Origin of the sequence: Paenibacillus sp. NPDC056933 (assembly GCF_042674385.1) — a bacterium.
Classification (GTDB): Bacteria; Bacillota; Bacilli; order Paenibacillales; family Paenibacillaceae; genus Paenibacillus.
The window spans coordinates 846,953-863,778 of record NZ_JBHUQN010000003.1 but is presented as its reverse complement, the minus strand read 5'-3'; the positions used below and the strand labels follow the sequence as shown (position 1 = coordinate 863,778).

At 48.3% G+C, this 16,826-nt stretch carries 10 protein-coding genes; 2 read left to right on the top strand and 8 right to left on the bottom strand.

Annotated features, from left to right (window positions below; all coding sequences use genetic code 11):
- Positions 1 to 228: 228 nt before the first annotated feature.
- The 6 genes from ACFTRD_RS23915 to uvrB all read right to left on the bottom strand — a co-directional run bounded on the left by ACFTRD_RS23915 (position 229) and on the right by uvrB (position 12,543).
- A complete protein-coding gene (locus ACFTRD_RS23915; RefSeq protein WP_379384372.1) occupies positions 229 to 2,742 on the bottom strand; it encodes a U32 family peptidase in 2,514 nt (837 codons plus the stop codon).
- A gap of 382 nt (positions 2,743 to 3,124) precedes the next feature.
- On the bottom strand, positions 3,125 to 5,023 hold the full coding sequence (locus ACFTRD_RS23910; protein ID WP_379384370.1) for a stalk domain-containing protein: 1,899 nt from the start codon (positions 5,021 to 5,023) through the stop codon (positions 3,125 to 3,127).
- A 43-nt stretch (positions 5,024 to 5,066) separates the two neighbouring features.
- The gene (locus tag ACFTRD_RS23905; RefSeq protein ID WP_379384368.1) at positions 5,067 to 6,233 is read right to left on the bottom strand and encodes a S1C family serine protease; all 1,167 of its coding nucleotides are present in this window, start codon (positions 6,231 to 6,233) and stop codon (positions 5,067 to 5,069) included.
- A gap of 279 nt (positions 6,234 to 6,512) precedes the next feature.
- Positions 6,513 to 6,725, bottom strand: a complete 213-nt coding sequence (locus tag ACFTRD_RS23900) for a hypothetical protein (RefSeq protein WP_024631564.1) — start codon at positions 6,723 to 6,725, stop codon at positions 6,513 to 6,515.
- Between the two features lie 445 nt (positions 6,726 to 7,170).
- Entirely contained in the window at positions 7,171 to 10,029 is a 2,859-nt protein-coding gene (gene uvrA, locus ACFTRD_RS23895) for an excinuclease ABC subunit UvrA (protein ID WP_379384365.1), read from the bottom strand.
- 522 nt (positions 10,030 to 10,551) lie between these two features.
- Positions 10,552 to 12,543 carry an excinuclease ABC subunit UvrB gene (gene uvrB, locus ACFTRD_RS23890; protein WP_379384363.1) on the bottom strand — a complete coding sequence of 664 codons (1,992 nt, stop codon included), beginning with the start codon at positions 12,541 to 12,543 and terminating at the stop codon, positions 10,552 to 10,554.
- Between the two features lie 169 nt (positions 12,544 to 12,712).
- On the opposite strand from uvrB, the gene ACFTRD_RS23885 reads away from it, so the two are divergent.
- On the top strand, positions 12,713 to 13,510 hold the full coding sequence (locus tag ACFTRD_RS23885) for a flagellar motor protein (protein ID WP_192271165.1): 798 nt from the start codon (positions 12,713 to 12,715) through the stop codon (positions 13,508 to 13,510).
- Positions 13,494 to 14,336, top strand: a complete 843-nt coding sequence (locus ACFTRD_RS23880) for a flagellar motor protein MotB (RefSeq protein WP_379384360.1) — start codon at positions 13,494 to 13,496, stop codon at positions 14,334 to 14,336. Before ACFTRD_RS23885 ends, ACFTRD_RS23880 begins: the two co-directional genes overlap by 17 nt.
- Positions 14,337 to 14,459: 123 nt before the next feature.
- Here the strand turns inward: ACFTRD_RS23880 and ACFTRD_RS23875 are convergent, their stop codons facing one another.
- Positions 14,460 to 15,638, bottom strand: coding sequence for an ABC transporter permease (locus tag ACFTRD_RS23875; protein WP_379384358.1), 1,179 nt, complete (start codon positions 15,636 to 15,638; stop codon positions 14,460 to 14,462).
- On the bottom strand, positions 15,631 to 16,815 hold the full coding sequence (locus ACFTRD_RS23870) for an ABC transporter permease (protein ID WP_379384356.1): 1,185 nt from the start codon (positions 16,813 to 16,815) through the stop codon (positions 15,631 to 15,633). Before ACFTRD_RS23870 ends, ACFTRD_RS23875 begins: the two co-directional genes overlap by 8 nt.
- Positions 16,816 to 16,826 lie beyond the last annotated feature (11 nt).

The following is a 16,826-nucleotide window of genomic DNA, read 5'->3' as shown; positions in this document are numbered from 1 at the left end:
CGCCTCCTATATCATGATGTTGTTGTTTTCTCGCAAAAATATATAAATTTCACACACCGATACGAACATTTCTCTGACAACCAAGATAATACATACGAATCTGATCTCAGTATAGTTCAAGGTTTCTTTTATAGAAAAAACCCCAAGAGCTCCGTAAAGCAGAGATTGGGGTTGCTTATTACTTAATGCGTAATGCGTAATGCGAGTAACTCTAGCTTCCTGTTCCGTTTATTTCACCAATTGACCACGCGTTACGCCAAGCTGGTTTGTTGCTTTCAGTGTTTTCCAAACTTGTGTACCACTAATCTCGCCACGCAGAGCACGGTTATACAGATCAATAACCTCACGTACCTGCTCCGGTGTTTCCTCCAGGAACTCCACGCGGTAACGAGATACACCCAGATCCATGAAGTTGGTCAGATATTCAGCACCGGACTGTTCCACCGCATTATAAACGGTATTGCGGCAGCCTTCATCCACACGTACGGGATGGGACATGCCAATCCGGTCTTGCAGCGATGCACGCTGTTCTTCACAAGGACGTCCGCAGTTCGTATAGTCCGTTCCTTCACTCATAAACGTACAGTACACACAATGCTCGGTGTGGAACATCGGCAAATGCTGATGAATAACCACTTCGGTCTGGCTTGTACGGGAGTTACCCAGCAGATCAACCATTTGTTGAATGTTCAGGTCATAGGATGGCGTGATCCAGTCACATCCTGCTTCCAGGAACAGTTCTACCGCTTTATGGTTGGCGATGTTCAATGAGAAGTCACCGATCAGTTCCGGGTGCTTCGCATCCGGATTCTCCATCCGGTGGCGCAGGTAGAAGTACAGAGCACCTGTATTACGTACCAGCACAGCGTCTGGCTTCAGACGCAGAATGTTGTTGTGGTATCCGTTCTCGCCAGGCATATGAATACGCGGCGTTGCCAGCGCAATCTTGCGGCCTGCGGCATGCACAGCTTCCACCGCTGCCGGGAATTGCTTGATAAACTCGAAGTCGGCATAGATCATGCCGACACCCGCTTCCAGCGCTGCCTCCACTTGTGGCAGGCTGCGGCAGAGCGCGGTCAGCTCCGCATGACCGCGAGCGACTGGCGAGGCCGGTTTAACCGCATCGCCGTAGACTTCCACCGCCCGTTTCACGTAGACGGGCGGCTTAGGGCGCTCACCCGCGAGCTGTTCCACCGCCTGACGGCGAATGTTATTCAGCTCGCGCATCGGAATGATGACGTCACCGTGCAGGTTGACGTCCAATTCTTCCAGCTGGAACACCGTGCCGCCCAGACGTCCGAATTGCTCCTCGAGCAGGTCGTGTGTCATGGGACGCTTCTGGGCAATATCCAGTTCCATCTCGGAGTTCACACGGACCGTTGTGCCCTTCTGCACGTCCGTCCACCATGTGCTAAGCGGCTGCCCTGGGCTACCGATGACTTTTACGTTTACCGGGAAGACACGATACGGCTTCTCGGTTTCAAAGCTCTGACGCAAACGTTTGTCGAGGGCCGGGTCATTCGTTTTCCATACTTTGTCGCCAACTTTCACGCGGCGCAGGTCCACGTCACTACGGCCTGGTACAACGTCCACGATCCAGCCTTCCTCAGCTTCGCCTTCAAGCTTCACGCCTTTGCGGCGCACATCGTAAACACGTCCGCCTTCTTCCTTCTGCGTTGGGTCTCCGGCGTCGAAAACAATCCCGTCCCCACGCTTCACTGGCGCATCCAGCTTCAAGACCACTCCATCTCGTAATACTTGGTCTACACGACCAAGATAGACGCCACGGCTTTTCGGAAATGTACCGTCAACCAGTTGTTTATTGTTCGTTCCGTCCAGGAAACCGTGCGTGAATCCGCGGGAGAAGCTTTGCTGCAACTCACGGACTTCTTCCTTGCTTGGTGGCGTGTTATCCCCGTCAAAGTAACGGTCGATCGCTTTACGGTATTTACTAACCACGTTTGCCACGTATTCCGGCGTTTTGAGACGTCCTTCAATTTTGAAGGAAGTCACCCCTGCTTCGATCAGCTCTGGCATCAAGTCAATCGCAGCCAAGTCCTTAGGAGACAGCAGATATGCGACATCACCCATCGGCTTGTGCACTCCATCCACCATCAGGTCATAAGGCAGGCGGCAAGCCTGTGCACATTCCCCACGGTTGGCCGAACGTCCGCCCCACATTTCAGAAGTCAGGCACTGCCCGGAGTAAGATACACACAGCGCACCGTGAACAAATACTTCCATCGGCAGCTTCGCCTGTTCTCCGATCTTCTGAATCTGCTTCAGGTTGTTCTCCCGTCCAAGTACGACACGCTCCATATCAAACGGCTTCGTAAACTCCACCGCTTCCGGTGACGTAATCGTCATTTGAGTTGAACCGTGAATCGGGAAATCAGGCGAAATCTCGCGAATCAATTTGACCAGACCCAAATCCTGTACAATCACGGCGTCCACACCTGCATCGACACAAGCGTCGATCAGTTCCTTGGCATCCGTCAATTCATTTTCAAAAATCAATATATTAAAGGTCAAAAAACCTTTTACGCCATAACTGTGCAAAAATGCCATAATCTCAGGCAGCTCGTCCATACGGAAATTGTTCGCACGTGCCCGTGCATTAAACTTTTCGACTCCGAAGAAAATCGCATCTGCGCCATTGGCTACCGCCGAACGCATACAATCCCAGTCACCTGCGGGTGCCAGAAGCTCGACGTCTTCTCTTCGTATTGTTGCTGTTTTCATGTAGATCCTCCCCATAACCGGCCATAGCCGGATTTCATCCCTGTATCCTTATACGCTGAGCCTGTACTCTTCCGTACTCCTGCATTGTCACTATATCGCTATCTCTATACATTATGTCTGTATTGCCTGATTCCCAAGCCTACAATCATCTTTATTTATCAGATCAGCAGTCATAACTCCTGAACTAATATATTGTATCACTTCTGAACGGACTCTTCTACGCTTTCCTAAAAAAACCGTTTATCATTTTCATTTCCATTAAAATTTACCCTAGACACTCCGATTGCAGTACCATCTTCCGATCAGCACTCTTCGTTCCAGTGTAAATGTATAGAAACCAAATAAACCGGAAGGTCTCTTGACCCTCCGGCATTCATTTCTTTTATTTAATAAACGTAAATGAGTTCACTGCTTTTTCCAGCGCTGCTGCCTGTACTTCCGTCTTGTTGGCATCATTGAGCCCGCTCGTTATGGTATACGTTGTACCGTTCTGTTCGAACACAATTTGACGTCCGCTATACGGCACACCGTTATCCACCTCATGATACGTGAAGGAAAAGGCAGGTACACCTGCAAACATTAGCTCCTCACTGCTAAGCAGTTTGAAGTTTTTACGAGTCTTGGTCGCTTCGGCATACGCCTCTCTCAGTTGACTGACGGTCATCTCGATCGATTTGTCATCGCTCGCTACAATGGAGAACTCTCCACCAGTAAAGGTATAGACTACAGGAGAATACTCAAAGCGGTCATTGTACGGCGTCCAATAGCGAGGGATATCCACACTATAATGATACCGTTTGGACGTCCGCGTCAAAGTTTTCGTCTTATCTGTCAAATACGGGTCCTCATCCAGCTGACCAAAGTTATCGGATACCGTATCAAAATCAATCTCAACGCTCTTCATGATCCTTTTAAACCACTCTCGATCCTCGGCCTGATCCTCAGGGAACGTGTATTCAGCATAATAGCGATAGCCGTTTTTCTGAAAAAGAACGTCGAACTCCGTCTGCCATCCATCGCCAAAGTTATAACGGAATTCATTGACCTCGGCAGTCTCGCCCGATATATTCATCGTGGAGGAACCAATCGGTTCGTAACTGTCTGGTGTAAATGTCTCTCGCATCCATTTGTCCAATTGGCCACTCCAGTCTTTTACGGTTGCCCCCGTTGGAGCCGATGTAACACGAAGTTGGAGATAGGCCCCGTCTTTGGATTCGTATACCATCTGATTATTGTCCATAGACCAGCCCGCAGGAATATTGAGTTCAATGCCATAATCATCATTCCATGCAGAACGCATCCCATCATCCACCGTGGAGAGATCCTTGATCGTACGATCGGACACTGCATATGTAGGCTGGAATGAATTGAGCAGCGCCGCACGCTTGCTTAAATCCTTGTAATTCAAAGCTTCATAATCTGCAAGGTATACATCATATTGGCGACCATCACGGATATACTGACGCATTTCCCATAACAAGCCGTCAACATCTTTAACAACGATTCGAGCATAGGGTGTTTTGCCTTTGGCAATCGATTCCCGATCCAGTACCGTATCTCCCGACTGTTTCGCTTCCTGAACCAGCTGCTGCAACAAATCATCCGCATCCAGCGCCACATCCTGATCGCTCACATACACCTCGAGATAATAACTGCTGTCCGCCGTACCAAAAGTCATCATGCGCTCCTGCTCACCCGTTTGCAGAATCATCAGGTCAGCCGGATAATTAATGGACCAGCCGTAGTAGCTGTTACCAATTCGTGTTTTGCCTGCATCCAGATCAATGCCGCCCTCATCCTCATCGATCGAATCATCCGATTGCATTAATCGAATAACCATTTCACCTGCACTATTTGGGGCAAGCGTCGCACCAATGCCTGCAGCAACCGGACGAAGTGGCACCATAAGAACTCCATTCACCATTTTGGGGCCTGCCCCCATCTCCTTTTTGACTCCATCCACCCAGGCAATCGAGCTGCCAATCGTCAACGTGACGGTATGCGGGCCTTCCTTGATTTTGACAACATCGTTCTTCTCCAGCCGGATTTCACTGCCAAATGCCTTTTTGAACACACCGACAGGCACCATGGTAATTCCTTTAATCTGATATGGCTTGGCGATTGCCTGCTTACTGCCATTGATGTATGCATTTGTGCTCCCTGCTTTGATCCGCAGTTCACTTGTTGTATGTTCTGATGCCCATGCGGGCAATGCCGCACCGATGGTCAGCATCCCGGCCAACACACCTGTGCTCAGCACACGTAAAAATGACTTCTTCATTCCGTTCATTCGTCCTCTCTGATTCCGGGATACTCGCCGGGCTTTATTGATCTTCATCTATAGGGAACTGTTCGTCTTCATCGTCCTGAATGTCCGCCCGATCAGCGAGTATCACGGTGCGGGTGACAATATCACCGTCTGATTGCATCAACAACTTCATCTTTTGTCCGGGCAAATACTTCTTGAGCAACTCATTGATGTCGACAGCAGAGGATACACGTGTGCCTGCCACACTGTATAACAGATCGCCTTCTTTAATTTTGGCTTTCTTCGCTTCAGTCGACAGCACACCCGTGACCGTCAATGGATCATCTGTAGGCAGTCCCACAATCGCAGACCAGCTCTCTTCCAGTTGCAGACCAAGGCTTGCGCGTTTGATTTTTCCGTACTTAAAGAATTGATTGGTTATATATTGAACGGTATCTACCGGGATTGAAAACCCCATGCTCTCGATACCCACTGCTGAAAATTTCATGGAGTTAATGCCAACGACTTCACCTTTCATATTGACCAGCGGTCCCCCGCTGTTGCCCGGATTAATGGCCGTATCGGTTTGAATCAACCGATAGGTGGCCTCCACCCCGCGATTAAGCCCACTGATCACACCTACCGTTGCCGAGTTACGCAAAGAGAAAGAGATCGGTGTACCAATGGCGATGACGGTTTCTCCAACCGTTGTCTGTGAAGCTTTGGCAAAGGTCGCTGTTTGAAGAGATTTGGCATTAATTTTGATCAGGGCGAGATCGCTCAATGGGTCACTGTATGTTTTAGTAATTTTGTATGTATTGCCATCGGTCGTCACGACCAGAGGATTGGTTAATCCATCAACTACATGGGCATTTGTCACAATCCAGCCGTTGGAGCGGATAATCACGCCTGTGCCATGAGCCAGGTTATAGCGGTCTGATGTGACCCCATCCTGAGCTTCATCAGATTTGCCGATGATACCAACAACGGACGGAGATACCTTTTCGATCACTTTCGGAATGGCTTCACTACCCTTATACTGATACGTTCCGGTTTTGGCATCATACTGCCCACTTCCGCCAAGCGCTTTGACCAAATCCGTTGAATTGACATAGACTTGTCCATCGACCATTTTAGCTTTCATTCCCTTGGCAGTCTCTGCTGCTCCAGCCGTTGTCGCAACACTAACCGAGAGTACAGCAGTCATCAACATGGCTACGGCCTTTTTCCCCAACACTCTCATTCCCTCACCTAACCCTCTCTATATATCCTCCGTTATGCGACCTAGCCATACGATCCATTACTGAATCTATTCTATTCTCTCTATCATCTGCAATACCGGTATCCCCCAATTTATCATACATATTATTCCTGTACAATTGCTTTAAGCCCTATTTTAATAGAAGTAATCATATTTTCTATTCCACACTTCAAAACACAAAAAAACACCCTCCTCAACTCCCCTGGAAAGTGTTTATCTGTTCTTCAACTTGCTGTTTTTTTGAATTATTCAGCGGTGTCCCTACGAACCAAACCAACCGGTGATCATAGCATAATCCGTCAACAAAAATACCAAAAGACTGACCACTGCAAATCCGATGGCAAACAAATTTTTCTTCGGTGCGCGAATCAGGCGAACCACTCCGATGAAAATCAGAATCGTAAACAAGATGACAAAAATATCAAATGCGTTAAAATTCGAAGTACTCGCCGTGGCAGCTTCTGCAAACAGCATGGATAGACAGACCTCCTCACCATAGTTGAACAAGCATTTTGCATAAATTTAATGATGAAAAATGCTTTAATGCTAACGCATACCCTAATATCTTCCTCTATGTTATCTGTACCCCGCTTGTAATGCAAGCCCTATCATCCAGAAAAATGAAAAAAATCCAGCTTGAACGCACATTCTTGCAAAGCTTGCTCCGTCGCATATGTAAACACTTTCACGTCATCATAATCGTAAAACCCTTCTCCACGGAAGAGAAGAACATCAGATCATACATTGATGCCTCCTACTTCATGAAAAGAAGGGTTAGAAATGTGAAAACCAATCTTCCTACTATACTGCAATGACTAACAGATGAAGCGGGCGTAAATATGGTTGTGGGATAACAAGATCGCTGATGAGTATGAAAAGATAGATCATACCCATTTTTCATCCTCTTCTCTGTTAGCAGTTATTCCGTCAATTGTAACGTTTTGCTTCGTTCCGTATCCCGCTCCAAGACTGGCTTCAAGTACTTGCCTGTATAGGAAGCTTCCACTTTAATGATATCCTCTGGCGTGCCTGTCGCAACGATGGTTCCGCCACCACTGCCGCCTTCCGGACCCAGATCAACGATATAATCGGCTGTTTTGATAACGTCCAGGTTATGCTCGATAACCAATACGGATTCGCCGGAGTCCACCAGACGATGCAGTACGTTCAGCAGACGATCGATGTCATCGACATGCAGACCCGTGGTTGGCTCATCCAAGATGTATATCGTTTTGCCCGTACTGCGGCGATACAGCTCCGAAGCAAGTTTCACCCGTTGTGCCTCACCGCCGGATAACGTTGTTGCAGGCTGCCCCAAGTTAATGTAACCTAAACCCACGTCGAGCAAGGTTTGCATTTTGCGATGAATTTTCGGAATGTTCTCAAAGAATTGCGTTGCATCTTCTACCGTCATTTCAAGCACATCTGCAATATTTTTGTTTTTGTATCTGACCTCAAGTGTTTCACGATTGTACCGTTTGCCTTTGCAGACCTCGCAAGGTACATAGACGTCCGGCAGGAAGTGCATCTCGATCTTGATAATGCCGTCCCCGCGACAAGCTTCACAACGTCCACCTTTAATGTTAAAACTAAACCGACCCTTTTTGTATCCGCGCACTTTGGCTTCATTGGTCTGTGCAAACAGATCCCGGATGTCATCAAAGACACCTGTGTACGTAGCCGGGTTAGACCGTGGTGTCCGCCCGATTGGCGACTGGTCGATATCAATGACTTTATCAATATGTTCCAGGCCCCGAATCTCTTTGTGCATACCTGGGCGTACGCGTGCACGGTTTAGATCACGTGCCAGTGTTTTGTACAAAATCTCATTGATCAGCGTTGATTTACCCGAGCCGGAGACGCCTGTTACCGCGGTAAATACACCTACCGGAATTTTCACATTCAGGTTTTTCAGGTTATTTTCCTTCGCTCCGCGCACTTCCAGCCATCGGTCTCCAACACTGCGGCGTTCGGTACGTACCGGAATGAACTTGCGTCCACTTAAATATTGACCCGTTAACGAGTTCTCGTCATTCATGATCTCTTCCGGTGTACCCTGCGACATCACGGTCCCCCCGTGGATACCTGCACCCGGACCAATATCAATGATATAGTCGGCAGCCAACATCGTATCTTCATCATGCTCAACGACAATCAGAGTGTTACCGATATCTCGCATATGAGCAAGGGTAGAGATCAGGCGATCATTATCCCGTTGATGCAAACCGATACTTGGCTCGTCCAGAATGTACAATACACCCATGAGACTGGAACCGATTTGTGTCGCCAATCTGATCCGTTGGGCTTCACCACCGGACAATGTTCCGGCAGCACGACTCAGGGTCAGGTAATCCAGACCTACGTTCACCAGGAATCCGAGGCGGCTATTGATTTCTTTCAAAATAAGTTTGGCAATAGTCTGCTCTTTCTCACTCAATTGCAGTGAATCGAAGAAACGACCAGCTTCTCCAATGGACAAGCTTGTCACATACGCCATGTTGTGATCGTTAATGGTAACAGCAAGGCTCTCACGTTTCAGTCGGTGTCCTTTGCATGTGCCACATGGCTTCGCACTCATATAACCTTCAATGAATTCACGGATACCTTCGGATGCTGTCTCACGGTAACGACGCTCCAGATTATTGACTATCCCTTCAAAGGTAACCAGAGCCTCTTTCCGTTGACCAAAATCATTCTCGTACCGGAAACGTATTTTCTCCGTACCTGTTCCCAGTAACAGCTTGTTCATCTGTTCAGCAGGGAGATCCTCTACAGGTACGTTTTGCGGAATGTTAAAGTGTTCGCATACCGACTTAAGGAACTGCGGGTAATAGGTTGACGTTCCGCCTGTCCAAGCATCAAAAGCACCGTCTTCAATCGTTTTACTGCGATCTGGTACCAGCAGATCAGGGTCAACAATCATTTTGACACCTAAACCATCACATTCTGGACAAGCTCCAAATGGACTGTTGAATGAAAACATCCGCGGCGCCAACTCATCAATACTAAATCCGCATACCGGACAGGCAAAGTTGGAACTGAAGCGCAGCTCTTCCTCACCCATAATATCTACCAATAACTGTCCGCCAGACAGATTAAGTGCAGTCTCAATCGAGTCCGCCAACCGTGATTGCACATCTTCCTTGATGACAATCCGGTCAACGACAACTTCAATCGTATGTTTTTTGTTCTTTTCCAATTGGATATCTTCAGATAAATCACGTAATTCCCCGTTTACCCGTACACGGACAAACCCTTGCTTTGCAATATCGGAAAACACACTTTTGTGTTCCCCTTTACGGCCTGAGACAATCGGTGCCAAAATCTGTAGCCGGGTCCGCTCAGGATATTGCGTGATGCGGTCTACCATCTGCTCCACGGTCTGGGATGTGATCTCCACACCATGATCCGGGCAATGAGGATGCCCAATACGTGCAAATAACAGACGCAGATAATCATAAATCTCCGTAACGGTTCCGACGGTGGAACGCGGGTTACGACTTGTCGTTTTCTGATCTATGGAGATAGCCGGGGACAACCCTTCAATGGAATCGACATCCGGCTTCTCCATCTGTCCCAGAAACTGTCGTGCATAGGCCGACAACGATTCCACATAACGTCGTTGTCCTTCGGCATATATCGTGTCAAAAGCCAGCGAGGACTTGCCTGAGCCACTCAGACCGGTCAATACGACAAAACGGTCACGCGGGATGGTGATATCGATGTTCTTCAGGTTATGCGCTCGCGCGCCTTTAATGACAATGTTCTCGCTCGCCAATAGTATTCATCCTCTCAATGTTGTAATTCCAGCCTTTATTAAAGGCTTTTCGATCCCACCCAAACCCTCCCTTCCAAGGGAGGGCCCCATAGGGCGCAGCCCTCTGGACACCCGAAACAGGCGGTGCTTGGTGAGGGGTCGGGTCTTGCTATGTGAAGGTGTGTCGTGTGCCCGCAGCCTCGTCCAAGATTCCGGCCGTTTGCCGGTTCTCTTGGACGGCCGCTCTACCGTGAGAGGACGCTCACGGCTTCGCCTCGTTCGCGAAGGTCGCCATTGCCTTTGGCTCGGCTCCCAGGTACACGACTACCAAATGCTTTCCTATAAACCTTTTAACCAATTTCAAGTTTTCTATCAGTATAGACCTGATTTTACGTTTTCAACATGTCTAATTATCGGTAGATACGACTGATTTCCTTACTCAACAAGAGAACGGCCAGTTGGCCGTTCTCTTGTTGCACATTTATCCTTCAACCGCATCATATCGCTGCTCTATCTGATCTTACAAATCATGCCCGCTCAAGACTATTCTGCACGCAGCTCCAACAATGCATCGCGGAGCTCAGCAGCACGCTCAAACTGCAGGTTTTTGGCTGCGTCTTTCATCTCTGCCTCTAGGCGCTGAATAAGCGATTGACGTTCCTTCTTCGACATTTTCTCGGCAGCGCCTGTAAGGTAGTCTTTCTTGGATTCAGCCACTTTGGTAGCTTCAATCACATCACGTACTTTTTTGCGAATCGTCTGTGGTGTAATGCCATGTTTTTCGTTATACGCAATCTGAATGGTACGACGGCGTTCCGTTTCCTTTATTGCCTTATCCATTGAATCAGTCACTTTGTCGCCGTACAGGATAACTCGACCTTCGCTGTTCCGTGCTGCCCGGCCAATCGTTTGGATCAGTGATCGTTCGGAGCGCAGGAACCCTTCCTTGTCGGCATCCAAGATGGCTACCAGCGAAACCTCGGGAAGATCCAGACCTTCCCTGAGCAAGTTGATTCCGATAAGGACATGGAATGTACCCAACCTGAGATCACGCAGTATCGCCATACGTTCCAATGTCTTGATTTCGGAGTGCAAATAGCGCACCTTGATTCCGACCTCTTTCAGATAATCTGTCAGATCCTCGGACATTTTCTTCGTTAATGTCGTAATCAGGACCCGTTCATCCTTCGCAATCCGGTCGTTAATCTCACCGATCAGGTCATCAATCTGCCCCTTCGTCGGACGTAGTTCAATAATTGGATCAAGCAGACCTGTTGGACGAATGATCTGTTGTACCATTGTATCCGTATGCTCTATCTCATAAGGACCTGGTGTCGCAGATACATAGATGATCTGATTCATCTTTTCCTCAAACTCTTCGAATTTAAGCGGACGGTTATCCAGTGCAGATGGCAGACGGAATCCATGTTCAACCAGCACGGTCTTCCTGGCTTGGTCACCGTTATACATCGCACGGATCTGTGGCAGCGTCACATGAGACTCATCGACCACGATCAACATATCATCCGGAAAATAGTCCATCAGCGTGTAGGGTGTATCACCACGTTCACGGAATGTCAGTGGTCCGGAATAGTTCTCGATTCCTGAACAGAAACCGACTTCCTTCATCATCTCGATATCATACCGTGTACGTTGCTCCAGTCGCTGAGCCTCCAGCAATTTTCCTTGTTCACGCAATACTTCAAGCCGTTCTTCCAATTCACGCTCAATATTCACCAGCGCCACGCGCATCGTCTCTTCTTGGGTTACGAAGTGAGACGCCGGGAAGATCGCAATATGTTCACGTTCGCCAACCAGTTCTCCGGTTAACACGTCAATTTCCGTAATTTTCTCAATCTCATCTCCGAACAACTCCACCCGAATCGCATGCTCACCCTTCGACGCAGGGAAGATCTCAATGACATCGCCGCGTACGCGGAACGTGCCCCGCACAAAGTTAATATCATTCCGTTGGTACTGAATCTCAACCAGACGAGACAAAATCTGATTACGCGGTTTCTCCATGCCTACCCGCAGGGACAAAAGCATGCTGGAATACGAATGCGGTGAACCCAAACCATAAATGCAGGACACACTCGCTACAATGATGACATCCCTGCGTTCAAACAATGAACTCGTAGCCGCATGGCGAAGCTTGTCGATCTCTTCATTGATACTCGAATCCTTCTCGATGTACGTATCCGAGGAAGGAATATAGGCCTCTGGCTGGAAATAGTCGTAGTAACTGACAAAATACTCAACCATGTTATTCGGAAAAAAATCTTTGAACTCACTTGCAAGCTGTGCTGCCAGCGTCTTATTGTGGGCAATAATCAGCGTGGGACGTTGCAGCTTGGCAATCGTCTGTGCAATGGTGAACGTTTTACCCGTACCGGTTGCACCCAGCAGCGTCTGATATCTCTTCCCCTCCTGAACACCCTTCACCAATTCTTCAATGGCTGCAGGCTGATCACCCTGGGGAGAAAACTCTGACTCGATTTCGAACGTTTTGTCGCTCATTATAATATCGCTCATTGCCGTATCTCACCCTATCGTCTAAAATAATAGTCACTATATATTGTCGAAGTTCCCCGAATTTACATATGGGAAAACTTATATTAATAAGAATATTTGTTCCCGTTTAATTATACCTCGTCTGTGCAAGTGATGCAAACGCGAAGTGAAGATAGGAGTGGGTTAATTTATGGATATTGCGACACTTATCGGCATTATTGCCGGGATTGCCGCAGTCATTAGCGGTTTTTTATGGGAAGGGGGCCAATTATCAGGTTTGTTACAGAAAACGGCTGCTTTAATTGTATTTGGTGGAACGATTGCAGCAGTGGTTGCCAGCTTCCCTGCACATCGACTGCGTACGATTCCAGCTGCCCTGAGAATGGCTTTTGGACGCAACAACAACGAATCAAGCCAATGGGTTGAAGAACTTGTGGACATGTCTTCCATTGCTCGACGCTCGGGTGTACTTGCACTGGAACGCAAAGTGATGGATCACCCGCATCCCTTTTTACAAGACGGTATTCAAATGGTCGTCGATGGTACTGATCAGGATGTTGTTCGCCAGATCATGGAGATGGAGATTGATTCCGTTGAACAAAAACATGAAGGTTATGCCAAAATTTTCGAATCAGCAGGTGGTTATGCTCCAACCATGGGGATCATCGGTACCGTTATGGGCCTTATTCAGGTCCTTGGCAGCCTGACCGATCCTACCGGACTCGGACCAGCGATTGCTGTAGCCTTTACCGCAACCCTATACGGGGTCGCCAGTGCCAATCTGATCTTTTTGCCCATAGCCTCCAAAATTAAATCCCGTGGAGCAGACGAAATTCAAACAATGGAAATGCTGCTCGAAGGTGTGCTTGCCATTCAGAACGGGGAGAACCCTCAACTGGTGCGCAAACGGCTGGAATCCTTCACACTTACTCATCGTCAAACCACACGACCTGTAGTGAAGGAGGGATTGGATGAGTCGGCGCAGTAAGCGGCGCGGAAAACGTGAACCTGCCGATCATCGGGATCGCTGGATGATTACCTATGCCGATCTCATTACCCTGCTGCTGATTTTCTTCGTCATCATGTATGCCATGAGCCATCTCGATTCAGGTAAATATGACGTTGTTACTCAATCATTGCAAAATACGTTTAACCAATCCAACTCCCTGCTTGACCAAGGTGAAGGGATTGCTGGTACAGCGGGACAAGCGATTACCAAGAATCCGCCATCTCAGATTCAAGGGGAGGACCCCGGAGAGGGTGAAGGCTCCACCTCAGGTTCCGAGACGGATACTCCGGAAGAGGATGATCAGCCCCTTACGGAACGGGAAGAACAATTCAGGTCACAGGAACAGGAGTTACAAAATCTGTTCAACGTGATTACCCAATATATTGAGGATAATAAACTGGAAAATCAGATTTTTGTCGCGGACAAGCCCCAGGGCATCTCCATTACGCTCAGTGACCACTTCCTGTTTGATCAGGGACAAGCGGCCCTCAAAGGCGATGCTGCACCCACACTGACCAAACTGGCAAGCCTGTTCCGTGATCTCAACACTGTTGTCAGCATTGAAGGGCATACGGACAACGTTCCTGTCGGTGCGAACTCTACCTATAAAGACAACTGGGAACTTTCCGGTGAACGTGCATTGTCTGTATTACGATTTTTCCTGGATAAAGAAAAACTCGACCCTGACGGATTCCAGTATGCCGGATACGCGGACACCCGCCCAACCAGTGACAACACCACAGCGGCTGGACGGCAAAAGAACCGCCGTGTGGAAATTACCGTTTTGCGCCAACTCCAGCCCTAGTCTTCAACCTTTCGCGTAATGCATCTTTGCTCCATAATATAAAGAGCACGTTCTTGCTGAATTCGATTCAGAAGAACGTGCTTTTTGATTATACTCTGATCTAATTTTTCTATAACCTACCTATCAAGAGTCTACACCCGGCTGGCTGGGACGTAAAATCACCGAACCCACGGTCAGCAAAATGGCAGCCATGCCCCCCAGAATTAACAGCGGCAGTGTGATATCTGACAATGTACCGCCTGCAGAGACTGTTTCAACAGCCTGAATCGTCCATTTCTGTGGCACAAAATTAGCGAGTTTTTGCATGTAGTCCGGCATAATCGACAGCGGCCAGAAGCAGCCGCCAATCATACACGTCGGTGTAATGATCAGCGAATTCAACATGTTTGCATTTTTGGATTCACGGATCAATCCGGCAACCGTACTTGCAATGCCCATGGAAACCAGCATGAACGCAGCCAGAATGAGGAAATGAATGCCAAAGGGAATTCCCGCATCATAATGAAGCACCCATCTGCTGATCCCCAGAACCAGAACAATCTGGATCATGCCAATCGCAAAGCTGCCCAGGAAATTACCAAGCGCGATTTCAGAGGCGCGGACTGGGGCCGTGTAGACCCTTGCCATCGTTCGCTGCCTGCGATCTTCCATAATAACAGCGACAGCACTCGTCAGCAGCCCCATCATGAACATAATCGTAAATCCGGTCACGTTGTTCAGGCCCGGTTTCGGATAAATCTGGAGGTCGGTTGCTTCGCCCGAAATTTGATGTTTGCCCAATTCCACTAACAACTGTTCGAATTTGGCTTGTACCTGAGCAGGATCAGGAGCCTCACCAGAAGCTGCATTTGTTGCCGCCAGTACTGTCGAAGCCGACTGATTCAGACCAGCTACCAACCCCTCCACCGCGGCTCTCAGCGTATAAGAGCTTTCACTGACACGAAGCTCGACCAGCTGTACTTCAGCCTGTTTATTTTCCAACAGGTCATTTGTATAATTCGCCGGGATGATCATCCCGGAACTCCCCTTTTGCTGGGCTATGGCTTCCTTAAGTTCGGCGACATTGTTCATTGGTTTGAGCAGGTATTCCTCCTTCTGGCCAAGCTCATCCAAGATCCATTCGCCTGCTGCTCCCTGATCTTCGTTTACATAGGGAATGACCGCACGTGTTCCTTGCTCACTCCCAAACAACAGAACCGCTCCACTGACGACAAGACAGGGAAGGAGAAAAAACGCAATGAAGCCACGTTTGCGCAATATGGTACGCCGGATCATCAACCAGGCAATATTCAGACTATTCATAGCGGTATCCCGCCTTTCTATAGATCAATGCCGCTGCCGCTACAAGTACCGCACATACCACACTCAGCATCATGATGCTGGACATGATTTCACTTACGGGAGCGTTCAGCATCATTCGAAGAAAACTTTGCAAAGCCCAGTGGTTTACCGTAAATTCACTTATTCGTTGTACAAAATCAATGGCAATCGGTGTAAAGCCGCCGCTGATAAACGTCATGGCAATGATGATGCCCTGCAGAGCAGCACTTGCCGATGTGGCATTTTTGCAGACCAGAGAAACAATCACGCCGAGAGTCATCGAAGCCAGCGTAATCAGCACACAGATCAGAACAATCAGCCAAGGATGTGTACCCCAGTTCACACCGTATAACCAATGTGTCATCAGTACGATGAGGATGGCCTGCATGAAAGCAAGGAGGCTATTGCCTGCAATTTTCCCTGCAAAGATGACTCCATTGCCAATTGGGGCTGCCTGTAAGCGCATTAATGTTTTTTTGTCTCTCTCCCCAAAAAGGCTATTACTTGTTGTCATGCCTGAATAAAGCATGAACATGGCGAGCATGGAAGCCGCATAGTATTGTGAGGCACTATAGGAATTCCCCGCTTTTCCAGGACTACTGACCGTTACAAAGGATGCGTTCGAGGCATTGGTTTGCGATTTCATACCCATTACAGCCATCGCTTCCGGACCTAACACCCTTGCCCCAGCGACTTGTCTGTTCAGTTCGTCTGTGAATCGGGCAAACAACGTCTGACCCACGACATTAAGCGTGCCGTCTTTCCCCAGTATCCAGTGCAGTTTCACCTCTTTCCCTTTCATGATCTGCTCCTCCAGATCGGCTGGGACGATGACTGCAAAATCCAGTTCACCACGACGCAGAGCATTCACAGCCTCTTCTTCTGAAGACATGGATTGTACATTCATCATGCTCGCTATCGCCGGAGAAGCCACAAACGATTTCAGCGCTTTACTGACCCAACCGGATGAAGATTCTGCCTGTAGAATACCCACTCTCACCGAGTCCGGGATCGCTCCCTTACCAGTATCCATCGTACTGGAAAGTGCAGTACCCAATATAAAGATCAGCAGCAACGGCAAAATGAACAGGTTCAGCAGAACCGAGCGAATTTTCAGTATGCGTCTTAACTCAAAGATACAAATATGCCATACTTTCATCGGATATCCCC